The organism is Nocardia fodinahabitans (assembly GCF_052983615.1).
In genome coordinates this window covers 436,895-462,226 of sequence record NZ_JBRJJC010000001.1, presented here as the reverse complement: position 1 = coordinate 462,226, position 25,332 = coordinate 436,895, and the positions used below count along the sequence as shown (strand labels likewise).

At 70.3% G+C, this 25,332-nt stretch carries 21 protein-coding genes; 15 read left to right on the top strand and 6 right to left on the bottom strand.

Annotated elements, in window-relative coordinates; genetic code table 11:
• Positions 1-107: 107 nt before the first annotated feature.
• Positions 108-2,921 (bottom strand): aconitate hydratase AcnA, encoded by a 2,814-nt coding sequence (acnA, locus tag NV348_RS02120; protein WP_447145435.1) that lies wholly within the window; start codon positions 2,919-2,921, stop codon positions 108-110.
• 305 nt (positions 2,922-3,226) lie between these two features.
• Between acnA and NV348_RS02115 the strand changes: the two genes are divergently transcribed.
• From NV348_RS02115 to NV348_RS02065, 11 genes are all read left to right on the top strand, one after another.
• Entirely contained in the window at positions 3,227-3,760 is a 534-nt protein-coding gene (locus NV348_RS02115; protein ID WP_447145434.1) for an Rv1476 family membrane protein, read from the top strand.
• Positions 3,761-4,085: 325 nt separating this feature from the next.
• Positions 4,086-5,450 (top strand): NlpC/P60 family protein, encoded by a 1,365-nt coding sequence (locus NV348_RS02110; RefSeq protein WP_447145433.1) that lies wholly within the window; start codon positions 4,086-4,088, stop codon positions 5,448-5,450.
• 176 nt (positions 5,451-5,626) lie between these two features.
• Positions 5,627-6,793 (top strand): chaperone MoxR1, encoded by a 1,167-nt coding sequence (gene moxR1 / locus NV348_RS02105; protein WP_447145432.1) that lies wholly within the window; start codon positions 5,627-5,629, stop codon positions 6,791-6,793.
• A gap of 29 nt (positions 6,794-6,822) precedes the next feature.
• Positions 6,823-7,773 (top strand): DUF58 domain-containing protein, encoded by a 951-nt coding sequence (locus tag NV348_RS02100; RefSeq protein ID WP_447145431.1) that lies wholly within the window; start codon positions 6,823-6,825, stop codon positions 7,771-7,773.
• Positions 7,770-8,774, top strand: a complete 1,005-nt coding sequence (locus NV348_RS02095) for a VWA domain-containing protein (protein WP_447145430.1) — start codon at positions 7,770-7,772, stop codon at positions 8,772-8,774. The genes NV348_RS02100 and NV348_RS02095 overlap by 4 nt, the downstream gene beginning before the upstream one ends.
• Before the next feature lie 84 nt (positions 8,775-8,858).
• Positions 8,859-9,575 carry a 3-oxoacyl-ACP reductase FabG1 gene (gene fabG1, locus NV348_RS02090; RefSeq protein WP_019050352.1) on the top strand — a complete coding sequence of 239 codons (717 nt, stop codon included), beginning with the start codon at positions 8,859-8,861 and terminating at the stop codon, positions 9,573-9,575.
• Positions 9,576-9,648: 73 nt separating this feature from the next.
• Positions 9,649-10,485 carry an NADH-dependent enoyl-ACP reductase InhA gene (gene inhA, locus NV348_RS02085; protein ID WP_218716513.1) on the top strand — a complete coding sequence of 279 codons (837 nt, stop codon included), beginning with the start codon at positions 9,649-9,651 and terminating at the stop codon, positions 10,483-10,485.
• Positions 10,485-11,534 (top strand): ferrochelatase, encoded by a 1,050-nt coding sequence (locus NV348_RS02080; protein ID WP_447145429.1) that lies wholly within the window; start codon positions 10,485-10,487, stop codon positions 11,532-11,534. The genes inhA and NV348_RS02080 overlap by 1 nt, the downstream gene beginning before the upstream one ends.
• Positions 11,535-11,620: 86 nt before the next feature.
• A complete protein-coding gene (locus tag NV348_RS02075; protein ID WP_447145428.1) occupies positions 11,621-12,022 on the top strand; it encodes a hypothetical protein in 402 nt (133 codons plus the stop codon).
• A gap of 201 nt (positions 12,023-12,223) precedes the next feature.
• Positions 12,224-13,057, top strand: coding sequence for a hypothetical protein (locus NV348_RS02070; protein ID WP_447145427.1), 834 nt, complete (start codon positions 12,224-12,226; stop codon positions 13,055-13,057).
• Between the two features lie 299 nt (positions 13,058-13,356).
• Positions 13,357-14,559 carry a hypothetical protein gene (locus tag NV348_RS02065; RefSeq protein ID WP_447145426.1) on the top strand — a complete coding sequence of 401 codons (1,203 nt, stop codon included), beginning with the start codon at positions 13,357-13,359 and terminating at the stop codon, positions 14,557-14,559.
• A gap of 36 nt (positions 14,560-14,595) precedes the next feature.
• Here NV348_RS02065 and NV348_RS02060 read toward each other — a convergent pair whose 3' ends face one another.
• Both NV348_RS02060 and NV348_RS02055 read right to left on the bottom strand, forming a co-directional pair.
• The gene (locus NV348_RS02060) at positions 14,596-15,411 is read right to left on the bottom strand and encodes an Rv1486c family protein (protein WP_447145425.1); all 816 of its coding nucleotides are present in this window, start codon (positions 15,409-15,411) and stop codon (positions 14,596-14,598) included.
• A gap of 71 nt (positions 15,412-15,482) precedes the next feature.
• Positions 15,483-16,307, bottom strand: coding sequence for a DUF3097 domain-containing protein (locus NV348_RS02055; protein ID WP_447145424.1), 825 nt, complete (start codon positions 16,305-16,307; stop codon positions 15,483-15,485).
• 127 nt (positions 16,308-16,434) lie between these two features.
• On the opposite strand from NV348_RS02055, the gene NV348_RS02050 reads away from it, so the two are divergent.
• From NV348_RS02050 to NV348_RS02035, 4 genes are all read left to right on the top strand, one after another.
• Entirely contained in the window at positions 16,435-16,866 is a 432-nt protein-coding gene (locus NV348_RS02050) for an NfeD family protein (protein WP_447145423.1), read from the top strand.
• 2 nt (positions 16,867-16,868) lie between these two features.
• A complete protein-coding gene (locus tag NV348_RS02045; RefSeq protein WP_447145422.1) occupies positions 16,869-18,107 on the top strand; it encodes an SPFH domain-containing protein in 1,239 nt (412 codons plus the stop codon).
• An 84-nt stretch (positions 18,108-18,191) separates the two neighbouring features.
• The gene (locus NV348_RS02040) at positions 18,192-20,471 is read left to right on the top strand and encodes an ATP-binding protein (RefSeq protein WP_447145421.1); all 2,280 of its coding nucleotides are present in this window, start codon (positions 18,192-18,194) and stop codon (positions 20,469-20,471) included.
• A 243-nt stretch (positions 20,472-20,714) separates the two neighbouring features.
• Positions 20,715-21,530, top strand: coding sequence for an IclR family transcriptional regulator (locus NV348_RS02035; RefSeq protein WP_447145420.1), 816 nt, complete (start codon positions 20,715-20,717; stop codon positions 21,528-21,530).
• Positions 21,531-21,538: 8 nt separating this feature from the next.
• Here NV348_RS02035 and NV348_RS02030 read toward each other — a convergent pair whose 3' ends face one another.
• From NV348_RS02030 to NV348_RS02020, 3 genes are all read right to left on the bottom strand, one after another.
• Positions 21,539-22,747, bottom strand: a complete 1,209-nt coding sequence (locus NV348_RS02030; protein WP_447145419.1) for a molybdopterin-binding protein — start codon at positions 22,745-22,747, stop codon at positions 21,539-21,541.
• Between the two features lie 257 nt (positions 22,748-23,004).
• Positions 23,005-23,619, bottom strand: a complete 615-nt coding sequence (locus NV348_RS02025) for a DUF305 domain-containing protein (RefSeq protein ID WP_447150906.1) — start codon at positions 23,617-23,619, stop codon at positions 23,005-23,007.
• 2 nt (positions 23,620-23,621) lie between these two features.
• A complete protein-coding gene (locus NV348_RS02020) occupies positions 23,622-25,196 on the bottom strand; it encodes an LVIVD repeat-containing protein (RefSeq protein ID WP_447145418.1) in 1,575 nt (524 codons plus the stop codon).
• Between the last annotated feature and the right edge of the window lie 136 nt (positions 25,197-25,332).

Genomic DNA, 25,332 nt, shown 5'->3' with positions numbered 1-25,332 from the left:
CGCCCCGCCGCCGGGCACTCGAAGCGCATGCGCCGCAGGCGCAAGTCTCGAGTGTCCGGCGGCGGGGTCACGAGGCCCCGGACCCCGCCGCGAAGCGGCGCATGATTTCAGCCGCGGATCATGTTGCGCAGGACGTACTGCAGGATGCCGCCGTTGCGGTAGTAGTCGGCCTCACCGGGGGTGTCGATGCGGACGACCGCGTCGAACGTGGTGACCTTGCCGTCTTCCGCGGTGGCGGTGACCTTGACGGTCTTCGGGGTGACACCCTCGTTGAGGGCGGTGATGCCCTCGATGTCGAAGGTCTCGGTGCCGGTCAGGCCCAGCGACGCGGCCGACTGGCCGGCCGGGAACTGCAGCGGCACAACGCCCATGCCGATCAGGTTGGAGCGGTGGATGCGCTCGAACGACTCGGTGATGACGGCCTTCACGCCCAGCAGGCTGGTGCCCTTGGCGGCCCAGTCACGCGAGGAGCCCGAACCGTATTCCTTGCCACCGAGCACGACCAGCGGGATGCCGGCGGCCTGGTAGTTCTGCGAGGCGTCGTAGATGAACGCCTGCGGGCCGCCTTCCTGGGTGAAGTCGCGGGTGTAACCACCCGAGACGTCGTCGAGCAGCTGGTTGCGCAGCCGGATGTTGGCGAAGGTGCCGCGGATCATCACCTCGTGGTTACCGCGACGCGAGCCCAGCGAGTTGTAGTCCTTGCGGGCCACACCGTTGGCGTCGAGGTACTGCGCGGCGGGGGTGCCGGGCTTGATCGGGCCTGCCGGGGAGATGTGGTCGGTGGTGACCGAGTCGCCCAGCAGCGCCAGGACGCGGGCGCCCTTGATGTCGGTGACGGGGCTCGGGTCCATCGACATGCCGTCGAAGTACGGCGCCTTGCGGACGTAGGTCGACTTCTCGTCCCACGCGAAGGTGTCGCCCTCCGGGGTGGCCAGGCCCTGCCAGCGGGCGTCGCCGTCGAAGACGGTGGCGTAGGAGTTGCGGAACATGTCCTGGCTGATCGACGCCTTGATGGTGTCGTCGATCTCCTGGGCCGAGGGCCAGATGTCCTTCAGGAAGACGTCGTTGCCGTCGGTGTCCTGGCCGAGGGCGTCGGTCTCGAAGTCGAAGTCCATGGTGCCCGCGAGCGCGTAGGCGATGACCAGCGGCGGGGAGGCCAGGTAGTTCATCTTCACGTCGGGCGAGATGCGACCCTCGAAGTTGCGGTTACCCGACAGCACGGCGGTGACCGAGAGGTCGTTGTCGTTGATCGCGGCCGAGATCTCCTCGGGCAGCGGGCCGGTGTTACCGATGCAGGTGGTGCAGCCGTAGCCACCGACGTAGAAGCCCAGCTTCTCCAGGTAGGGCCACAGGCCGGCCTTCTCGTAGTAGTCGGAGACGACCTGCGAGCCCGGCGCCATGTTGGTCTTCACCCACGGCTTGGACGACAGACCCTTCTCCACCGCGTTGCGGGCGAGCAGGGCGGCGCCCAGCATGACCGACGGGTTGGAGGTGTTGGTGCAGGAGGTGATACCCGCGACCACGACGGCGCCGTGATCGAGGACGAAGTCACCGCGCTCGGCCGAGCGCACCTGGATCGGCTTGGACGGACGGCCGTTGGCACCCTTGGCGGCCGAGTGGGCCGGGGTGTAGGTGTCGTCGGCGGCGCTGGCGGACACGGCGACCGAATCCGACGCGGGGAAGGACTCCTCGCCGGCCTCGTCCAGCGCGGTCAGCTCGCCCTGGCCCACGTAGTTGACGATGTCGGAGCGGAAAGCGCTCTTGGACTCGCTGAGCAGGATGCGGTCCTGCGGGCGCTTCGGGCCGGCGATGGACGGCACGACGGTGCCCAGGTCCAGCTCCAGGTACTCCGAGTACGCGGGCTCGTTGTCGGCGTCGTGCCACATGCCCTGTTCCTTGGCGTACGCCTCGACGAGCGCGAGCTGCTCGTCGGTGCGGCCGGTCAGGCGCAGGTAGTTGATGGTCTCCTCGTCGATCGGGAAGATCGCCGCGGTGGAGCCGAATTCGGGGCTCATGTTGCCCAGGGTGGCGCGGTTGGCCAGCGGCACCTCGGACACACCGGCGCCGTAGAACTCGACGAACTTGCCGACGACGCCGTGCTTGCGCAGCATGTCGGTCACCGTCAGCACCACGTCGGTGGCGGTGACGCCCGGCTTGATCTCACCGGTCAGCTTGAAGCCGACGACGCGCGGGATCAGCATGGAGACCGGCTGGCCCAGCATCGCGGCCTCGGCCTCGATGCCACCCACGCCCCAGCCCAGCACGCCCAGGCCGTTGACCATGGTGGTGTGCGAGTCGGTGCCGACGCAGGTGTCGGGGTAGGCCTGGCCGTTGCGGACCATGACGGTGGGGGCCAGGTACTCGATGTTGACCTGGTGGACGATGCCCATGCCCGGGGGGACGACCTTGAAGTCGTCGAAGGCGCCCTGGCCCCAGCGCAGGAACTGGTAGCGCTCGCCGTTGCGCTCGTACTCGAGCTCGACGTTGCGCTCCAGCGCGTCCGCGCGACCGAAGACATCCAGGATCACCGAGTGGTCGATGACCATGTCGGCGGGGGAGAGCGGGTTCACCTTGCTGGGGTCGCCACCGAGGGTGGTGACGGCCTCACGCATGGTGGCGAGGTCGACGATGCAGGGCACGCCGGTGAAGTCCTGCATGATCACGCGCGCGGGGGTGAACTGGATCTCGACGCTCGGCTGCGCCGAGGGGTCCCAGTTCGCGATCGCGCGGATGTGATCGGCGGTGATGTTGGCGCCGTCCTCGGTGCGCAGCAGGTTCTCCGCCAGCACCTTCAGGGCGTAGGGCAGCTTCTCGGTGCCGGGAACAGCCGAGAGACGGAAGATCTCGTAGGAGTTGCTTCCGACCTCGAGCGTGCCTTTGGCGCCGAAGGTATCAATCTTCGTCACGTCAGCTCCACTCATCTGTGAGGGTGTGCCGCCGGCGGGGCTGTGCCGGCGACTCGCGTCTTCGGAGGGGTTCGGCGCCGTGAGCGCCGGTTTCCTCGCCGTACGAGCCTAACAGTACGCTTGTCCTATGAAAGACGTGGGGGCGGTTGGGCGAGCCGTGTGAGCGTGTCCGCGCGCACGGTCGGCTACTGTGCCAGTCGAGCGAGTCGGGGAATGACGCGTTGACGCTCACCCTGCAGTGTTGGATGCCCGTCGCAACGTAGGCGGCCGAGGCTCGACAGACCGGATGGAAGATGACCGTCTTGCACACCTTTGCGCCGATGGCCGCCGAACTGCCGCCGAACACCGTGCTGAGCAGTGTCCGGTCCGATCTGGCCGACAATCATGTCGCCGCTCCCAAAGGCGTGAACCAGGAGAAACTGGCGGCGATCGTCGCCCAGGCGCGATCCGAGGGGATCCCGCTCAGCGTCGTCGTCGTTCCCGGTAACCCCGGCCACGACTCGAGCCTACGTGACCTCGCCACCGAGGTGGGCAAAAGCACGCAGGGCACCGTCGCGGTCTTCAGTGACGACTGGATCGGCACCTACAGCGACGGCATCAGCCGGGTCCGGCTCGAGTGGGCCGAGGACGCCGCCAAGTACAAGGGCAACCATCCCGAGGAGGCCGTGCAGGCTTTCGTCGGCCGGCTCGAGGAGCCCGAAGGCGTGTCCTGGGGGGTGATCACGGCCGTGTTGCTGACGCTCACTGCGCTGGTGATCGCCAGCCTGTACCTCGTGAAGGTCCGTCGCGGGCCCGAGGCCGACGAGCGGGATGCGGTCGCCACGGCGCGCCCCGGTGCGGGATCCCCCGAGTAACAGGTTTCCCTTTCGTCACATTTCCAGACCTCCGGTCTGTTTTCCTGCATGCAAACCTGTCGCCCGTAAGGCTAATTTCGGGCAATCGGTAAATTACACCCCTGTCATTCTGTGGCTGATGTTTCCTTTGTGAACTATGTGTCGTACGGTTGCGGTGATCACGATCGTGAAAGCAGTGGTACAGGGGGCATTAGTCGACTCCTGTGGTCGATGGGTGGGCTGATGCGCCGGTGGCGTATGTCGAGTCGAGTCACTCGGAGGTGCCGTGCGCGGTGCGGGCAGGCAGGACGAACCAGGTCTATTACTGGTAGCGGCAGGATTGCTGATGGCGCTGGCGGTCCTCGCGACTGCGGGGCCGGTGGCGGCGGTGCCACCGCCGCCACCCAATCCCTCCGACGGTGAGATCGCGGGCGCCGGTGCCCAGGTCGACGCGCGGGTCGGCGAGATCGGGGTACTGATCAACCGGGTCGCCGCGGCCGATCAGCAGCTGCGGGCCCTCGACGACGTGCTCGCCGCCAAACGCGAGGCGGTCAACCAGGCGCTGGTCGACCTGCAGACCGCCCGCGACGCCGCCGACGCGGCCGCGGCCGCGGTCACCGACTCCCAGGCGCTGCTGGCCGACGCGGGCGCGAAAGTCGGTGTGGCCCGCCAGGATTTCGATCAGCTCGCGACCCAGGCCTACGTGCGGCCGGTGAACAGCTCGGTCGTCACCTACCTGGCCTCCTCGACTCCCGATGCCGCGATGGATCGGGCGCAGGTGCTGAGCATGGTGTCGAAGAACCAGCGCCAGGTGCTCGACGACCTGCGCCGCACCCAAATCGCGCAGGCCAATCAGAACGCCGCGGCCCGCCAGGCCAAGGCCGACGCCGACAGCGCCGCCGACGCCGCCGAGCAGAAGAAGAACGCCGCCCAGAACGCGGTGGCCGTGGCCAAGTCCGAGTACGACAGCCAGAGCGTGACCCGCGACAACCTCCAGCGTGACCGCGCCGCCGCGCAGTCCGCGCTCGATGTCGCCCGCCAGACCGTGGCGGGCTTGCAGAGCCAGCGCGAGGTGTTCCTGGCCTGGGACGATCAGCGCCAGGCCGAGGTGACCGCGCTGCTCGCCGCCGCCAACGCCGCCGCCCAGCGCGCGGCCGCCGATCAGGCCGCGCGCGACCGCGCCGCCCGGCTCGGCGAGGGCCAGCGCCCGCACACCGAACTCGAATCCACGCCGGCTTCGCCGCGCAAGACCCAGCCCAGACCGACGAAACCACAGGTCACCGGATCGGCCGCGATCGAGACGGTGATCGACCGGGCGATGTCGCAACTCGGCGTCACCTACGCCTGGGGCGGCGGCGACGAGGACGGACCCACCCTGGGCATCCGTGACGGTGGCACCGCCGACGCGCACGGCGACTACAACAAGGTGGGCTTCGACTGCTCGGGCCTGATGCTCTACGCCTTCGCCGGCATCGGTGTCTCGCTGCCGCACTACAGCGGCTATCAGTACAACGCGGGTACCCGCGTCGACGTCGAGGACCGGGAACGCGGCGACATGCTGTTCTGGGGACCCGGCGGCAGCGCGCACGTCGCGCTCTACCTGGGCAACGGGAAGATGATCGAGGCCCCCGAATCCGGTGACGTCGTGAAGATTTCGCCGGTCCGCGAGGACGGCATCATGCCCTACGCGGTCCGCATCGTCACCGAGTGAGCCGGTATCGTCGCTGGTAGTGGCCGGTTCGGCCGTCTGGGCTCGCGATCGGCCGACGCGCGTGAGCCCCGTCACCGGCATGACGAATTCCGGTCTACTCCTGGCCGGTTGCGGCATACCGGGCGATTACCTGGAATAGTTGGGGCGGCACGCACAGGACCAAAGCGAAAGCGGGGATGTTGGTGACTTCGACGGAAGGTGTGAGCGGGCCGAAGCTGGCGAAGGACGCCGGTACGGCAACGCCGAGCACCCTGGAGCGTGACGTCCAGACTCTCGAGAAGGCGATCTACGAGGTCAAACGGGTCATCGTCGGCCAGGATCGCCTCGTCGAGCGGCTGCTCGTCGGCGTGCTGTCGCGCGGCCACGTGCTGCTCGAGGGTGTGCCCGGTGTCGCGAAGACCCTCGCCGTGGAAACCTTCGCCAAGGTCGTCGGCGGCTCGTTCTCGCGCGTGCAGTTCACGCCCGACCTGGTGCCCACCGACCTCATCGGTACCCGCATCTACCGCCAGGGCCGCGAGGAGTTCGACACCGAGCTCGGCCCGGTCGTGGCGAACTTCGTCCTCGCCGACGAGATCAACCGCGCGCCCGCGAAGGTGCAGTCGGCGTTGCTCGAGGTGATGGCCGAGCGCAAGCTGTCGATCGGCGGCAAGACCTACCCGATGCCCGATCCGTTCCTGGTCATGGCGACCCAGAACCCGATCGAGAGCGAGGGCGTGTACCCGCTGCCCGAGGCCCAGCGCGACCGCTTCCTGTTCAAGGTCGTCGTCGACTACCCCTCGGTCGAGGAAGAGCGCGAGATCATCTACCGGATGGGCGTGACCCCGCCGGAGCCCAAGCAGATCCTCGCGCCCGAGGACATCATCCGGCTGCAGAAGCTGGCCGCCAACGTCTTCGTGCACCACGCGCTGGTCGACTACGTCGTCCGCGTGATCACCGCGACCCGCACGCCCGCCGAGTTCGGCATGCCCGAAGTCGCCAGCTGGATCTCCTACGGCGCCTCGCCGCGTGCCAGCCTCGGCATCATCGCCGCCGCGCGCGCGGTCGCCCTGATCCGCGGCCGTGACTACGTGGTGCCGCAGGACGTCGTCGAGGTGATCCCGGACGTGCTGCGGCACCGTCTGGTGCTGTCCTACGACGCGCTCGCCGACGAGGTCACCCCCGAAGACGTCATCAAGCGGGTGCTGCAGACCGTCGGCCTGCCGCAGGTCGCGCCCCAGGCCGTCGGCGGCCAGGCCGCGCCGCAGCCGCCCGCGGTGCCCCAGCCGCCCGCCCAGCAACAGCCCGTGCCGCAGCCGGTGAACGGGCAGCAGTCCCAGCCCGCCGGCCACGTCGCGCCCCAGTGAGTGCGCCGGAACCCGTTGTCCGCGCGCCCATGTCGTCCCACGCGCCGCCGTCGTTCCGTGCCGGTGAACTGACCGACGCGAAGCTGGCCGCCGCGCTGAAGACGCTCGAACTGACGGTGCGGCGCCGTCTCGACGGTGTCCTGCACGGCGATCACCAGGGGCTCATTCCCGGGCCGGGCTCGGAACCGGGCGAGGCGCGCCTGTACCAGCCGGGTGACGATGTGCGGCAGATGGATTGGTCGGTCACCGCCCGCACCACCCATCCGCACGTGCGGCAGATGATCGCCGATCGCGAGCTCGAGACCTGGCTCGTCGTCGACCTGTCGTCGAGCCTGGATTTCGGTACCGGCCGGGTGCAGAAGCGCGATCTCGCGATCGCCGCGGCCGCGGCGATCACCCATCTCACCTCCGGCGGCGGCAATCGCATCGGCGCCGTCGTCGCGACCGGCCAGCATCTCGTGCGCATCCCCGCGCGCAGCGGTCGCCTGCACGCGCAGACCATGCTGCGCGGTATCGCGACCACCCCGCACGCCCGCGACGGTGTGCGTGGTGATCTCAAAGCGGGCATCGAGTCGCTGCGCCGTCCGCAGCGCAAACGTGGTCTGGCCGTGGTGATCAGCGACTTCCTCGGTGATGTCGACTGGCAGCGCTCACTGCGCGCGATCTCGGCGCGCCACGACCTGCTCGCGGTGGAGGTGCTCGACCCGCTCGATGTCGCGCTGCCCGACGGCGGCGACGTGGTGCTGCACGACCCGGAATCGGGTCGCACCCGCGAGTTCAGCGTCACCCCCACGCTGCGTGCCGATTTCGCGGCCGCCGCCCAGGCCCAGCGCGGCCAGGTGCAGCAGGCGCTGCGCAGCTGCGGCGCGCCGGTGCTGTCGCTGCAGACCGATCGGGACTGGATCGCCGACGTGGTCCGGTTCGTGTCCACCCGGCGCCACAGCCTCGGCGCCCCGAGCGGGCGGGTGCCTCGCCAGTGAGTATTTCGCATTTCACGGCCGTCGTCTGGCTCGGTTTCCTCGTCGTCGTCGCCCTGCTGGCGCTCGGCTACGTGCTGGTCCAGCGGGCCAGGCACAAGCGGATGCTGCAGTTCGGCAACATGTCCGTGCTCGAGCGGGTCGCCCCGTCGCGACCGAGCCCGATGCGGCACGTGCCGATCGCGCTGATCCTCGCGGGCCTGGTGCTGCTCACCGTCGCCGCCGCCGGACCCACCGCCGTGCAGAAGGTGCCGCGCAACCGCGCGACCGTCGTGTTGGTGATGGACGTGTCGCTGTCGATGGAGGCGACCGACGTGGAGCCGAACCGGCTGCAGGTCGCGCAGAAGGCCGGTAAGGAATTCGTCGACGGCCTGACGCCGGGCATCAACCTCGGTTTCGTCACTTTCGCCGGTACCGCGTCGGTGATGGTGTCGCCCACGACCAATCGCGAGGCCGTCAAGCACTCGATCGACAACATCAAGCTGGCCGAGCGCACCGCGACCGGCGAGGGCATCCTGACCGCCCTGCAGTCGATCGACACCCTGGCCGCCGTGCTCGGCGGCGCGGAGACCCCGCCGCCCGCCCGCATCGTGCTGATGTCGGACGGTAAGCAGACCGTGCCCGACGACAAGGACGTCGACAATCCGCGGCACGGCTTCACCGCCGCCCGGCTCGCCAAGAACAAGAACATCCCGGTCTCCACGATCTCCTTCGGCACCGAATGGGGCACCGTCGAGATCCCGGACTCCGACGGCAAGGGTTCGCAGCGGGTGAAGGTGCCCGTGGACAACGCCTCGCTGCAGGAGATCGCCAAGCTGTCCGGCGGCGAGTTCTACACCGCCTCTTCGCTGGCCGAACTGCGGGCCGTCTACGACACACTCGAGGAACAGATCGGCTACGAGACCACCCGCGGCGACGCGAGCAGGCCGTGGCTGCTGCTCGGTATGTTGTTCATCGCCGCCGGCGTCGTGGTCAGTTTGCTCTATCGTCAACGCCTGCCCTAGCACGCCTCGCCCCGCGTTGTGAGCCGTCGCAGTGCCGCGACCCTGACGCGGGGCACACGAACCGGAACAGATAGGTTGGACCCTATGTCGAACGTCACATCCCGCTCGGTCCTGGTGACCGGTGGTAACCGCGGTATCGGTCTCGCGGTCGCCCAGCGCCTGCTCGCCGACGGCCACAAGGTCGCTGTCACGCACCGCGGATCGGGGGTGCCGGAGGGTCTGTTCGGAGTGAAGTGCGATGTCACCGACAGCGAGTCGGTCGACCGTGCGTTCACCGAGGTCGAGGAGCACCAGGGGCCGGTCGAGGTGCTGGTCGCCAATGCGGGCATCACCGACGACACCCTGCTGATGCGCATGACCGAGGATCAGTTCGAGCGCGTCATCGACGCCAACCTCACCGGCGCGTTCCGCTGTGCCAAGCGGGCCAACCGTGCGATGCTGCGGGCGCGCTGGGGCCGGATGATCTTCCTCGGTTCGGTCGTCGGTCTCGGCGGTGGCCCCGGTCAGATCAACTACGCCTCCTCCAAGGCGGGCGTGATCGGCATGGCGCGCTCCATCACTCGTGAGCTCGGCTCGCGTTCGATCACCGCGAACGTGGTCGCGCCCGGTTTCATCGAAACCGACATGACCGCCGAGCTGCCCGAGGATCTGAAGGAAACCGCCAAGAAGTTCATTCCGCTGGGTCGTCTGGGCCAGGCCGAGGACGTCGCCGCGGTGGTCAGCTTCCTGGCGTCGGAGGACTCGCGCTACGTCACCGGTGCCGTCATCCCGGTCGACGGCGGCATGGGCATGGGCCACTGATCCGCTAACGGATTGCACCGCGCCACCGACAAGGTGGCGGCAACCATACTGATTTCAGGAGAACCGAAAACTCATGGGCGGACTGCTCGAAGGCAAGACCATCCTGGTCACCGGCATCATCACCGATTCGTCGATCGCGTTCAGCGCGGCGGCGGTCGCGCAGGAGCAGGGCGCGAAGGTGATCATCACCGGCATCCCGGAACGGCTGCGGCTGATCGACCGCATCGCCAAGCGCCTGCCGCAGGAGGTGCCGCCGGCGATCCCGCTGGACGTCACCAACGAGGAGAACCTGGGCGCGCTGGCGGACGCCCTGCGCGAGCTGGCGCCCGAGGGCATCGACGGTGTGCTGCACTCGATCGCCTTCGCGCCCAAGACCCTGATGGGCCCGGACGCGGTGCCGTTCCTGGAGGGCCCCGGCCCCGATGTGGCGAAGTCTTTCGAGATCTCCGCGTGGAGCTACGCCTCGCTGGCCCGCGCCGTGCTGCCCGTGATGAACGAGGGCGGCTCCATCGTCGGGATGGACTTCGATCCGCGCGTGGCGATGCCGTACTACAACTGGATGGGTGTCTCCAAGGCCGCGCTGGAGTCGGTGAACCGGTACGTGGCCCGGGAAGTGGGCTACGCCAAGAAGATCCGCTCCAACCTGATCGCCGCGGGTCCGGTGAAGACCCTCGCGGCCAAGGCCATCGCCGGTACCGCTACCGACGACGCCAAGCAGCTGCGTCAGCTGGACGAGTACTGGGACGGCGCGTCGCCGATCGGCTGGGACGGCGCCGACGCGCGTGCCGTGGGCAAGTCGATCGTCGCGCTGCTGTCGGACTGGCTGCCCGCCACCACCGGCTCGATCATCTACGTCGACGGCGGCGCCAGCCACAACATGTGGTTCCCCGAGGGCTTCACCGCCAACTGATGACCGACGGCCTCCTGCTGCTGTCCTTCGGTGGCCCCGAGGGCCCCGAGGACGTGATCCCGTTTCTGGAGAACGTCACTCGGGGCCGCGGGGTGCCCCGTGCGCGGCTCGACGAAGTCGCCCAGCACTACCTGCATTTCGGTGGTGTCTCGCCGATCAACGCGCTCAACCGCGGCATCATCGCCGCGGTCGAGGCCGATCTCGCCGCCGCCGGGCTCGAGCTGCCGGTGTACTTCGGCAACCGCAACTGGCATCCCCAGGTGGAGGACACCGTCGCGCGGATGGCCGCCGACGGCGTGCGCTCGGCCCTGGTGTTCCCGACCTCGGCATGGGGTGGCTACTCGGGCTGCCGCCAGTACGACGAGGACATCGCCCGCGCTCGTGCCGCGGTCGGTGCCGACGCCCCGGAACTGGTGAAGCTGCGCCAGTACTTCGACCATCCGCTGCTGATCGCGTCGTTCGCCGACGCGATCACCGCCGCGGTCGCGCGGGTCCCGGCCGATCGCCGCGACGGCGTGCGCCTGGTGTTCACCGCGCATTCCATCCCGGTCTCGGCCGACATCGCCGCGGGCCCGCCCGCCGACGGCGGCCGCCTCTACAGCAGGCAGGTCGCCGAGGCCGCCCGATTGTGCGCCGCGGCAACCGGTTTCGCCGACTACGACCTGGTGTGGCAGTCACGCTCCGGCCCGCCGCAGGTGCCGTGGCTGGAACCCGACATCGTCGACCATCTGGATGTGCTGCACGGCAAGGGGATCGACGCCGTCGTGGTCTGCCCGGTCGGCTTCGTCTCCGACCATCTCGAGGTGATCTGGGATCTCGACAACGAGGCCGCGCAGAAGGCGGCCGAGCTCGGCATGGCCTTCGCCAGGGCCGCGACGCCGGGCACCGACCCGCGGTTCTCGCGCATGGTCGTCGAGCTGATCCAGGAGCGGGTCGCCGGGGGACCGGTGCGGGAGCTGGGCGAGGTGCCCGGCTACGGCTGCACCGTCGACGGCGCCCTCTGCGCGCCCGGCTGCTGCGCACCGGCGGCGCGCCCGGCCCGGCCCTGAACACAACCGGATAAACATTCGCCGGGTCGACCGGGTCCGGGGAGTAGGCTTTGCGGAGTTGTGCTCGGCTGATCGGAGGACTTCCGATGCGTTCGACGATGCCCCGCCGTGGACGGACGGCGTCCGCCCTCCTCGTCCTGGCGGTGACCGCGCTGGGACCGAGCGCTTGCGGGAACGACTCCAGCTACGAGGACGCGGGCCCGGTCCCCACCGAACCCACCATCTCCCAGGCTTCGGTGGACGAGCTCTGCGGGATCCTCGACGGTCAGCAGGGCACCTGGAAGGCGCTGGGCCCGGCGGTCGCCCGCGTGGCATTCACCGGCGCGATGAAACTCTGGACCGTGCAGGACACTGTCGCGAACGCCGCGCTCTCCTGGAATCGCCACATCGTCGACACGGTGACCACCCAGACCTGCCCCGTCGTTCGCACCGACACGCTCGTGGTGCTCGACGTCCCCGACCTGAAGGCCGCGCTCGGCGGATTCTGAACCAGCGCTTGCCGCTTCGCCGCACCTGATCCCCGACCGGCCGGTCGAGTAGTCGGGTACTCGCGCGCTTCCTCGCCCGCACGGCGCATTCTCGTCCCACCTGCACGACCGGAGGCGACGATGCGATGCGATCCCGTTCGACCTGATCCGGCGCGAGCCCGCCACCGGACCGGCACCCGTCCGTCCGCCGGCACCCACCGCATGGTTGTGCTCGTCGCGGTGGCCGCTGTGGCGGTGCTGTCGGTCGGTTGCGTGCGGCCCGCGGCCGAATCGACCTCACCCGGTCCGGCGGACCCCGGCACCTCGGCCACTGCCGGTCAGCAGTCGGCAATGGAATCGGGCACCGAGCCGCCCGCCGGTGGGCCCGACGGCGGCGCGTCGCCGAACGGTGGGCCCGATGGTGGTGCGGCGCCAGGAGGTCCGATCGGCGAGGGCGGTGGCGGCGGAACCGCACCGGGCGGCCCGGTCGGACCGGGCGCACGACCTCCCGCGGGCGGTGGCCCGGCGCCCGCGAAGAAGCCCGGCGGCGGAAACCAGGCGCAGGGTTCCCCGGTGAAGATCCCCTCCTTCACCGAAATAGGTAGCCCGTTCACCCCGGAACTGCAGGGACGCATCGAGGCCGCCTCCGCCGCCGCCTGCCAGGAGGCCGGAAACGATGCGAACTGCCTCGCACTGTCCTACGTCATGACGACACCCGACGACCGCGTGTGCACCTTCGGCGGTCTCTCCCCGGCGAACGGCACCGTCACCCCGGGCACCACCGTGACGGTCCAACTATCCGGCAGCGAGCCATGCCCGACCACCGACGACAACGGCGGCACCGGCGGTGGAAGTGGCGGTGGCACCCAAGGCGGCGGGACCGGTGGAACGACTGGTGACGCCACCCCGGGTGGCGGCACCGGTGGTGGCGCGACCGGCAACGGCGACAGCAGCGGGACCAATGGAAACACCAGCTCCGGCCCTGGCGGCGACACCACGAACGGCAGCACGGACACCGGCGGCGCCGAGGTGCCACCGGGACCGTCCGGCGGTTGATCGGCGAGGCAGAGGACGACGACATGAGCACCGACACCCAACACACCGGCGATGCCCGACCCGAAAACCGCACCCACAGTTCGAACCGCCTTCCGCGACCCACGCCCACGTCGGAGACACCTGCCTCCGCCTCTGCCGCAGACACCCCGGCCGGTCAGGCCCCGGAAGTGCCGCCCACTTCCTCGGCCCCGGGGCCAGCCTCTCCCTCGGGCTCGCAGACACCAGCTGAAACCCCGGCCCAGCAGACGTATTCCGCTGCGTCGGGCTCGGCGGCGCAGGCTGCCTCCCTGAGCTCGGCGGTGCAGGCTGCGATCCAGGGCTCGGCGGCATCGGCTGCGACCCCGGTCGCGGAGCCGCTGACCGCCGACTCGGGCTCGGCGGTGCAGCCCACCTCGGACTCGGTGATGCAGGCGGCAGCTCGGGTCCCGGAGGCACTTGCTGCTACCTCGGTTTTGGCAGCACCGGCCGCTGTCCTGGCCACGCGGATGCCGATCACTACCCCGGTGCCGGAGGCGCGTGCCGCTGTCAGGGTCTCCGCCTTGCCATCGGCAGCGCAGGCCACTAGCTCGGACTCGGACGAGCCGCCCGACACCCCGGCGCCGAGCACTCCACCCGCCACCCCACCCGGCGAGACCGGTCTGTCCCGCCTCGGTCCGATGATCCGCAACTTCGCCGCGCCGACCACGCTGGTGACCGCGCTGCTGTTCTTCTTCGGGTGGTCGCACGCCTACTGGTTCTTCGACTACTTCGGTGTGAACTCGACGACGATCGGTCTGACAACGCAGGACTATCTGATGCGGAGTCAGGATTCGCTGTTCGTTCCGCTCGCGGCCGGGGCCTGCCTGTTTCTGTTGTATCTGTTGGGGCGCAGGGTGTTCCAGGAGTTCGTCGTCCCACGGATGAGCGTTGCTCAGCGGCGACTGCTGGTGCTCGCGACCATGGTGGTCGGGTGCGTTCTCGTCGCCGGCGGATTGCTCAGCATCGTGGTGTCGACCCCACTGAGGTCGCTGGTCGGTGCGCCGGGGCTGTGTCTGGTCGGGGGTGTCGTCCTGGTCGTCGCCGCGGTGCGGCTGCGGCGCACCGATCGAGGCGGTGCCGAGCCCGATGTGCTCACCGCGGGGGAGTGGGGTGCGGTGTTCGTGCTGGTGGGGGTCGGGTTGTTCTGGGCGGTCGCCGACTATTCGGCGGCGGTCGGTACCGGCCGGGCGATCGAACAGGTCGAGCAGTTCGCGGACCAGCCCAGCGTCTCGGTGTACTCGGACCAACGCCTGGGTCTGGCGGCTCCCGGCGTCACCGAACTCACCTGCCCCGCGCCCGACGCCGCCTACCACTTCCGCTACGACGGCCTCAAACTCGTTCTGCAGTCGGGAAATCAGTACCTGCTGCTCCCGATGTCCTGGGATCGGTCGGGGGGCGTGGCCTTCCTGCTGCCGCGATCGGATGCCAACCGGATCGACTACTTTCCCCCGGGAGCCATCCCGCCTGCCCATGATTGCCGGTGAGCGTGGTGTGCACGCCCTACCGGCGCTGACCGGCGGTTAGCGCCTGGGTCCGGCGGCGGCGTGCACCGCCACCAGCCGGGCCGCCCTGATCGTGTTCCACAGCGGCCGCAGCAGCGACTCGTGCGCGCCGATCGCGCTGGCCGAGGTCGGCGCGGACGCGGGCTCGTGCTGGGCGACGGTGAGGATCGCCGCCACGTGATCGGCGGTGTCGAGAATGCGCTTGGCGCGCAACGGGATCGAGTCGGGGTAGGCGTGCCGGGAGTACGCCGCCAGCTGCGCTTCGATCTGTTCGCGCGGGTCCGCGTCGCCGGTGCCGACGGCGGTGGTGTGCAGCTGCATGAGCGCGTCGGCGGCGTCGCGGACGGACTCGCGCATCGTGTATTCGGCTTCGCCCAGCGACATATCGGGTCCGGTGACGTGCGGGATGTCGACGCTGTACACGGTCCACTGCAGCGTCTCGTCGTCGTCCCACTGCGGGATCAGACCGGTGCCCTGCGCACCGGGAACGCCGAGCAGCAGGCCCTCCTCGGCGTCGATCGCGTCGGCGGCGAAGGCGGTGCCCACCGGCAGCCCGCGCACGTCACCGGGGGCGGGCAGGACCAGGCGCAGCTGCGCGCCCGCGGGGGCCATCGCTTCGCGGATCACCTTGAGTAGCGGCATGACTCCGGTGCCAACGGCGTCGCCGCGCGAGGTCCACGGCAGGTCGGTGCGACCGCCGGTGACCGGATCGCCCGCGGCCAGTGTGTGTCGCGTCGCCCAGGCGTGCAGTGCCTCCAGGACGTCGTCGGGCGCGCTGGTACCGGCCAGCCAGGAGCCGGCCCACAGCGTCAGCGTGGCACTGGGAGAGCACATAATCATCGAGCATAAAGGTTTGCCCGGAATCGTGTGCGGGCACTGAGGGCCTGTCTGACCTGCGGGTCGACTTACTCGGGCTCGGTGACGAAGTCGATGAGCCGTTCGACCGCGCCGATCAGCGGCGCCTCCAGATCACGGAACGAGTCGACCGCGTTGTAGACGCGGCGCCAGCCCTCTTGCGGTGTGCCCCAGCCCAGGCGCGCGCAGATCCCGGTCTTCCAGTCCTCGCCGCGCGGGACCGTCGGCCAGGCCTCGATCCCGACGGCGGCGGGCCGTACCGCCTGCCACACATCGATGAACGGATGCCCGGTCACCAGCACGTGCGGGCCGAGGCCGGTGGTCAGCTGGGACTCCTTGGAGCCGGTCACCAGGTGGTCGACCAGCACGCCGACCCTGGCCCCGGGGCCGGGCGCGAACTCGGTCAGCTCGGTGCCGAGATTGTCCAGGCCCTCCAGATGCTCGACGACGACGCCCTCCACCCGCAGGTCGTGGCCCCACACCCGCTCGACCAGGGCCGCGTCGTGCACGCCCTCCACCCAGATCCGGCTGGTCCTGGCCACCCGGGCGCGCAGTCCCTCGACCCGTGTCGATCCGGAGGCCGACCGGGTCGGCTGCTTGGCCGCCGTCGCCGTCGGCCGCACCAGCGTGACCGGTGCGCCGTCGATGAGGAACGCCGCCTCGCGCAGCGCGAACAGCCGGACCGCGCCGCGCCCGTCGTCGAGTTTCACGAAGTCGCCGTCGTAGCTGCGGTCGAAACCGACTACCGCGCCGCAGAATCCGCTCGCCGCGTCCTCCACGACCAGATCCCGGTCCGCGCTCACCTTCGGCACCGGTGTCTTCTTGGTCCGCTGGTGTCCGGAATAGATGTCGCCGTACCTGTCACGCCCACTCACCCGGCCGAGCTTAGAGGCGCCAGCCCCGCGGCGGCCGTAGCGGCGCGCGAAAGCGGTTGGACCCCATGATCGCGGCCGTGGTCGGCGAGCACCCCCGGAAAGCCGCCATCGCGGCTAGTCTGGGGTGGTGGCCGCAATAGTCTGGCTGATCGCGGGCATCGTCCTCGCGGCGGCGGAAACGCTCACCGGGGATCTCACGCTGCTCATGCTCGGCGTCGCCGCACTGGGCACCGCGGGCATCAGTGCCGCCGCGGACCTACCGCTGTGGGGCGACGCGCTGGTGTTCGCCGCGGTCGCGGGCGTGCTGTTCCTCGGGGTGCGGCCGGTGCTGCGCCGCAAGTTCGGTTCCCCGCCCCCGATTCCGACGAATGTCGATGCGCTGCCGGGGCAGTCGGCGCTCGTTCTCGAACAGGTCGCGGCGCACTCGGGTCAGGTCAAGCTCGGCGGTGAGGTCTGGACCGCGCGGCCGCTGGACCCGACCGACGTGTACGACGCCGGCGTGACCGTCTATGTGATGAAGATCGACGGCGCGACCGCCGTCGTCTGGAAGGGTCCCTAGCAATGGTTGCCTTGATCGTGGCCGCTGTCCTCGTCCTGCTGGTCGTGGTGGTGGTCTTCAAATCGATCGCCCTCGTTCCGCAGGCCGAGGCGGCGGTGATCGAACGGCTCGGGCGCTACTCGCGCACCGTGTCCGGTCAGCTCACATTCCTCGTCCCGTTCGCCGACCGCATCCGCGCGAAGGTGGACCTGCGCGAGCGGGTCGTGTCCTTCCCGCCGCAGCCGGTGATCACCCAGGACAACCTCACCCTGCAGATCGACTCGGTGGTGTACTTCCAGGTCACCAGCCCGCAGGCCGCGGTGTACGAGATCAGCAACTACATCGCCGCGGTCGAGCAGCTCACCGTCACCACGCTGCGCAACGTGGTCGGCGGCATGACGCTGGAGGAGACGCTGACCTCCCGCGACCAGATCAACAACCAGCTGCGCGGCGTCCTCGACGAGGCGACCGGCCGCTGGGGTCTGCGGGTGGCCCGGGTGGAGCTCAAATCCATCGATCCGCCGCCGTCGATCCAGGAATCGATGGAGAAGCAGATGAAGGCCGACCGCGAGAAGCGGGCGATGATCCTCACCGCGGAGGGCACCCGCGAATCGCAGATCAAGACTGCCGAGGGCGCCAAGCAGGCGCAGATCCTGGCCGCCGAGGGCGGCAAGCAGTCGGCCATCCTGTCGGCCGAGGGTGAGCGGCAGAGCCGCATCCTGCGCGCGCAGGGTGAGCGGGCCGCCTCCTACCTGCAGGCGCAGGGTCAGGCCAAGGCCATCGAGAAAGTGTTCGCCGCCATCAAGAACGGCAAGCCGACGCCCGAACTGCTGGCCTACCAGTACATGCAGACGCTGCCGATGGTGGCCCGCGGCGACGCCAACAAGGTGTGGCTGGTGCCCAGCGATTTCGGCAAGGCGCTCGAGGGCTTCGCCCAGAACTTCGCCACCAAGGGCGAGGACGGCGTGTTCCGCTACGAGCCGTCCACCGAGGAGCACCCGCCGGTGAAGATCGAGGACGACACCGACGTCGCCGACTGGTTCGAGACCGCGTCGGACCCGAAGATCGAGCAGGCCGTGCGCGCCGCGGAGGCGACCGCCCGGACCCCCGTCGAGGGTTTCGAGCCGCCGCGACCGAAAACCGCTGCGCCGGTGCAGCCCCCGCCGCTGCCGACGCCGCCGCCGATCGCACCCCAGCAGCAGCCCGCGCCGCGCCCGGACGATCCGTACGGTCGCCCCTGGCAGCCGCCGCACCAGGGCTGAGTCGAGCGGGGGCGACCGGGCCGCCTGCCCGCGAGTGTGCCGAAAGCCGCCACCGGCCTCGGCGCGCGTGCGACAGTAGCGGGCGTGGGCAGGCGTGTGTCCGGGAACCTCCCGGCGGAAGTGACCAGCTTCGTCGGCCGCGATGACGATGTCGCGACGGCCAAGCAGCTGCTCGCCGGTACCCGGCTGCTCACGCTGACCGGCGTGGGCGGGGTGGGCAAGACCCGATTGAGCAGGCGGGTCGGCGAGGCCGTGCAGCGGGCCTTTCCCGACGGTGTGTGGCTGGTCGAACTGGCGCACGTCAGCGACCCGAACCTGGTCGCCTCGACGGTGGCACGGGAGCTGGGCCTGCGCGACGACACCAGCGCGCCGCTGGCCGTCCTCACCGACTTCCTGGCGGACCGCGACCTGCTGCTGATTCTCGACAACTGTGAGCACGTGATCGGCGCGTGCGCGGCGCTCGCGGACCGGATCATTCCCGCGACGACCGGCCTGCGTATCCTCGCGACCAGCCGCGAGCCGCTCGGTGTGCCGGGCGAACAGGTCCTGCCGGTCGCACCGCTGTCGGTGCCCGACCCGGCCTCCGGTGACCTCGACAGCCCGGCGGCCCGGCTGCTGGTCGACCGCGCGACCGCGGCGGACCCGGCCTTCCGGCGGACCCCGGCCAACGCGGTGACCCTCGCCGCCATCTGCCGCCGGCTCGACGGCATTCCGCTCGCGCTGGAACTGGCGGCGCTGCGGATGCGGATGTTCACCCCCGAGCAGGTCCTCACCCGCCTCGACGACGCGATGGGCCTGCTCACCACCGGTCCGCGGACCGCGCCGCACCGTCAGCAGACCCTGGCCTCGGCGATCCGCTGGAGCTATGACCTGTGCACACCCGACGAGCAGTTGCTGTGGGAGCAGTTGTCGGTCTTCGCGGGTGGCTTCGACCTAGACGCCGCCGAAGCGGTCTGCCTGGTCGATTCGCCGGACGCGCTGCTGGCCGCGCTGACGGGGTTGGTGGAGAAGTCGGTGCTTGCCTACGGTCCCGGCGGCGACGGCGCGGGACGGTATTCGATGCTCGAGCCGTTGCGTCAGTTCGCCGGCGACCGGTTGCGGGCACGCGGCGCCGACGACGCGGTCCGCGTCGGCCATCGCGAGTACTACTACCGGCTCGCGCGACGCGGGCGCACCGACTACTGGAGTGCCACCGACGTCGACTGGTTCCGGGACGTCAGCCGCGAGCACGCCAATCTTCGTGCGGCACTGCAGTTCTCACTCGGTGATCCGGCCGGGTCCCGGCGTGCGCTGGAGATCGCGACCGAGCTGTGGCCGTTCTGGGAGCACTGCCACTTCCTGCTGGAGGGGTATCGCTGGTTGTCCGAGGCGCTGGCGAAAGACACCGAGCGCTCGGTCGATCGGGCCAGGGCCTTGGCGGCGAGCTCGGTGATCGCGGCGATGCTCTCCGATACCGCGACGGCGGCGGAGTTCGCCCGGTCCAGCGCCGAGATCGCGCTCGCATGCGGGTCGGCGGAAGTGCAGGCCGAAGCCGCGATGGCGGGGGCGGTCCTGGCCTTCGGGGCGGGCGACCTGCGCGCCGCGCTGGACATCGCGTCGGCGGCGGCGGTGAGCGCGCACGAGTGCGCGCACCCCCGGGTGGAGATGGAGAGCCTGGCCTTCGCCGCCGTCTGTGCGCTGGCCCTGGACGACCCGGCCGCCCGCGCCATGGCCGAGCGCCTGGTGGCGCTGACCACCGAGCACGGCTCGCACCTGCTCGGTGGCCTCGCGTACTGGGCGGTCGGCACCCAGCAGTGGCGGGACGGTGACCAGCGCAGCGCGGTCGCGGCGCTGCGCCGCTCGATCGAACTGTTCCGGCTCTTCGATCGGTGCGCCTGGCTCGCCACCAGTGTGGACGGGCTGGCCTGGGCGGCCGCCGCCGACGGCGACCTGGTGCGCGCGGCCCGCCTGATGGGTGCGGCATCGACTGTCCGCCAGGGCAGTTCGCAACGGCTGGCGCACGCGATGACCCAGCTCATCGGTCAGCGGGTGCGCGAGCGGGTCCTCGCCGCGCTGGGCGAACAGGAGTTCGGCGCCTGCTTCGACGCCGGCGCCGCGCTCACCCTCGACGACGCCGTCGACTACGCGATGGACACCTCGCCGCCCCCGGCCACGGCCGCCGAACGCGGCGGCATGGATGTGCTGACCCGCCGGGAGCGCGATGTCGCGCGCCTGATCGCGAAGGGCTACGGCAATCGCCGGATCGGGCAGGAGCTGGTGATCTCGATCCGCACCGCCGAGAGCCACGTCGACCACATCCTCACCAAACTCGGATTCACCTCGCGCACCCAGATCGCCGCCTGGGTCAGCCGGAACACCCTCTGACGGTGGCATTTTCCACGCCGACCCCGGGCCGACAGTCCCACTGGGCAGGGTCGGCTCGCCACTGAGTGGGATCCGATCCGGATCGAGCGTGTTCCCGTGCTCAGGGTGGGTGGTCGACGGCGCGCCGGGCCGGCGGGAACATCCGTAGTCGCCGGGCGATCTCCGTAGTTTCCGCGATTCCCGCGCGCCGCCGGGACGGCACTGTGATGGGGGACACCATTGCCAGGCAAATGAGGTGACCCCATGACGGTCGACGTGCTCGTCCAGCCCCGGTCCGCGCAGCAGCAGAGCGGTCCGCCGCCGTCGTCCATGATCGAGCGGATGACATTGATCCTGGACGCCTTCGACGGGCCTGATCCGGTCCGTACGCTGCTCGATGTGGCTGACCGCACCGGGCTGCCACGCTCGAGCGTGCACCGCATCATCGATCAGATGGTCCGGCTGCGCTGGCTGGCGCACGCGCCCGGCGGCTACCGGCTCGGGACGCGGGCGCTCGAGGTCGGCGGGCTCGCCGTCGAGCACAACGAGATCAGGGACGCGGTGAGCCCGCTGCTGCACGAGGTGTGCCAGCGGACCGGGATGGTCGGGCACCTCGGCGTGCTCGACGGCCCCGAAGTGCTCTACCTGGACAAGGCGGCGGGCCGTTCCGGCGACCGCATCCCCACCCGTCTCGGTGGCCGGATGCCCGCGCACTGCACCGCCGTGGGGAAGGCACTGCTCGCCACCCTGGAACCGAGCGTCGTCGAGCTGGCCTTCCGGGAGCGGCTACCGCAGCGGACGCCGCGCACGATCAGCCACCGCGCCGAGCTGCATCGCGAACTCGATCGGGTCCGGAGTCATCAGGGGGTGGCCGTCGATCGCGAAGAGTCGGTCACCGGGGTCGTGTGCGTGGCGGTACCGATCCGGGGACGCATGCCCGGTGCCGTCGCCGCGCTGTCGCTGTCGGGCAGGCTCGGTGGTCCGCGCGCGCCCGGCACGAGCGGGCTGGCGCGCGTTCTCGTCGACGTCGCCGACGAGGCCGCGCGGGCGGTCTTTCCCCGGTACGCGCACTGGAAGTAGCGCGGCGGTCAGTGGGGAAGCGGGAGCAGCTCGACCAGCGTGCCCCGGCCGGTACCGGGCGGGAGTACCGCGAGCGCCTGGCAGCCGATGAGCCCGGCCAGGTGGGGGGTGTGCGCGGGGCCGGTGCTGCGCCACACGCCACCGGTCTGCTGCTGGATGGGGACCAGACGGGTCGACGCGCCCTCGAGTACGCCGGCGTCGGAGAGCCGTCCCCACATGGTGGGTCCGGGGGTGCGCTGGGTGAGGGCGTCGACGACGGCGGGGCCGATCGCGAGCAGGGCCGCGATCGCGGCGAACGGGTTGCCGGGCAGGCCGAGCAGCACCCGGCCGTCGGGCAGCTGGGCCACCAGGGTCGAGCCGCCCGGCCGGATGGCGGCGCGTTCGATCACGATCCGGGCGCCCAGGTCGGCCAGCAGGGTGCGCAGGTGGTCGGCGGCGCCGCGCCCGGTCGCCCCGACCATCACCACCAGGTCGGCGTGGGATTTCAGGGTCAGCCAGGAGCGCAGCAGGTCTTCGCTGTCGGCGAGATGCCACAGTCCGGTGCTCTCGATATCGCAGCAGCGCAGGAACTGGGGCAGCACCGGCCCGAGGGAGTCCCTGGTCTCGTTCGCGCCGAGCGGGCCGACCGCGCGGATCTCGTCGCCGGTCATCACCACATCGGCGCGCAGCGGGCCACGCACCGTGACGGTCTCGGCTTCGGCGCTCAGGGCTGCCGAGGCCAGCGCGGCCGACACCCGCGTGCCCGCGCTCGCCAGCTCGACCCCGCTGTCCCAGTGCTCGCCCTGGCGGCGGGTGTCGTCGCGCACCGGAGCGCCGGGCGCGCGCATCACCACCGGCTTGCCCGACACGGTCGTCTTGACCACGTGCTCGTCGCGCAGCGTTGCGGTGGTGCCCAGCGGCGTGGCGGCGCCGGTGGCGATCCGCACCGCCTCACCGGGGGCGAGCACCACCGAGCAGCTGCGTCCGGCGTATCCGACCTGCTGGTGCAGGCTCCACCACGGCCCTGGTCCCGCGACGGCGTAGCCGTCCATCGCCGCGCTGTCCACGCGGGGGAGCGGCCCGCCGGTCGTCAGGGCGGTGGCCAGCGTGGCGCCGATCGCGTCGGCCACGGGTAGCTCCCGGACGCCGATCGGCAGCAGGCGCGCGGCGATCAGCGCCCGCACCTCGGCCAGCCCACATCCCACGGCCGGAACAACCACGCCCGCTCGCGCGCTCACCACCACGTCCAGCCTCCGCCCACAATTCACCGACACTCCGACTCATCGTGCGCACCGGCCATTGCCTGCGATTTTCTGGCCAGTTGCCCCACGATGACGTTGTGCTCACCCGGCGCGGGCCCAGCTCGTGCGGATTCGGACACATCACCGTCCGGGCGGTCATCGGGCCGACGCCGGCGGTCGCTCGCGGGCTTGTCCGCCCCTGACCGTGTTCCCGAGCGCATCGTAGCGACGGGGTGCGTGGGGCGCCGGGTCGGTCAGGGACGGACCCCACGGGCGTCCAGGAGCATCCCGAGGTAGCCGAGTTCCTGGCTCTGGGACTGGGCCATGGCGCGGGCGGCCTGCTTCACCGGTCCGGAGGTGAGCAGGGCGTCGGCGGCGCGGGCCATGGTGACGCCGCCCGAGTGATGGCGGTACATCAATTGCAGGAACAGGGTTTCGGCCTCGGTACCGCGCGCGGCGGACAGAGCGTCGAGGTCGGCGGTGGTGGCCATGCCGGGCATCGCGGTCGTCGAATCATGGTGGTGCCCTGCGGAGGTCGCCATCCAGGTCATCGGCTGCGCCGACGTCGGAGCCGCGCCCGCGAGCTGGGTCCAGCCGAGCAGGGTGCCGATCTCCACCCGCTGGATGGCGGCGATCTGGTCGGCCATCGTGCGCACGGCCGGATCGGCGGCGGGGTCGAGGCGTTCGGTGAGGATCAGCGCCTGCTGGTGGTGGGCGGTCATGTCCTGCACGAAGCCCAGCTCGACCGCGTCGAGTACCGGTGCGGGCGTGGCGGTCTCGGCGATCAGCAGCGGCCGCAGGGCCGCGCCGAGCACCAGCAGGAACACCGCGGCCGAGCCGAGCGCGGCGATCCGCAGCGCGCGACCCATCCTCACGACCCCACGGTGGACTGCTGATCCGCCGGCGGCGAATACACGTCGTTGTCGAGCCGCAACACCATGAAACCGTTGTCGGAACAGGTGACATAGAGCTGATCACCCCGCCACTCCGGCGGCGAGAAGCACCAGTCGCTCGACATGTCCCCGAACGCGATATCGCCGGCGCGCGCGGTCAGCACCTGGGCGGGATCGAACAGGCCCTCGGCCATCGCCCGCAGGGCCGCGGGCGCGCTCATGACCGGAACGCCGATGATCGAGGCCAGCGCGTGCGGCGAGTTCCACACCTCCAGATTGCGGCCGGTCCGCGCGGGCGGATTGAAGTACGCGATCTCCCGGATCGCCCCCGGATCGCGCACATCGAACACCCGGATCCCCGACGAGATCCACCCGCACGCGAGCGCCGTCGGATCGTCGGGCCGGTCGGCCGTGCAGTAGTGCGATTCGTACGAGAACGCCGAACCACCCATGGACGAACCGACATTGGCGTCGATGTTCTCCGGCAGATTGATCTCCAGCTTGATCTTCGCCGTGATCCGCGGATCGCCGTCGACGGACACATCGATGAGTTTCACCCCGCCGGAGCCCCCTTCGTCGACGGTGAAGATGTGCGGGACCCCGTCGTAGGTCACCGGCACGCTGTGCTGGGTGGCCCACCCGTCGGTCCAGAAGGTCCGGCCCAGGTGTGGCACTTGCGGATTCGGGTCGCGCCGCTGCACCGCGCTCACATCGAGCACCGTGAAACCGCCGAGCGCGGAGATGTAGAGCCGGTTGCCGTCCGGGCTCACGCCGAGTCCGTGCGCCTCGATCCCGGTAAGCCCCTGCCAGACCACGCGCGGCTGCGCGGGATCGGTGAGATCGATGGCGCTCAGGAAGCCCGGCACGATCCCGGAGGCCCAGTAGGTGCGCCCATCGGGGGAGAACCCACCCTCATGTGTCGTGATCGGCAGCGGCATCAGCAGATTCGAGCCGGTGCCGGGATTGAGCAGCCGCGGGTGCGCGCAGTCGGAGAGGTCGTAGACCGACAGGTACCCCGCGCCGATCCCGACCGGGACACCGGTGCCGACCAGCAGTTTGCGAGTGGTGTTGACCTTCAACGTCTCCCAGGTCCCGGCCAGCATGGCCGGCTCGGTCAGCGTCGCGGTGCGGCGCGGATTCGCGGGATCGGACACGTCGAGCACCTGCACGCCCTGCTGTTCGCTGAGCATATTGCCGGGGAAGAACGTGCCGACATAGGCGCAGTGCTCGAAACTGGTGGAGGTGATGCCCGCACCGCGCCCCTGGTAGTTGCCGACCATCGACATATTGCAGCGGTATCCCTGGGTGCTGCGGCCACTGTCTCGGTCACCGGCGGGCACGTCGCCCTGCAGTCCGGTCTCGGGGAGCGAGCCGGGCCCACAGTCGGCGCGCGGCACCGAAGTTCGCCCGACATCCAGGAATTCCCGCACCGCACCGGTGAGATCGGCGAGCGGATCCGCCGCCGAACCCGACGGAACTCCCATCGCCACCAGCACCGCGACCGCGGCCGACGCCGTGAATCGCAGGACCGACCGTCCCGACCGTGCGCGCATCCTTGCCTCCCGATCATGCCCCGCGACCGGACTGACCCAGACAGCCATCCGCTGCTCTGGATGGTAAGTCGGGCGACCGCCGCGCGCGGGCGATTTCGCCGAACAGCCGCTCGACCGGCGGGTCGGGTCCCCCACC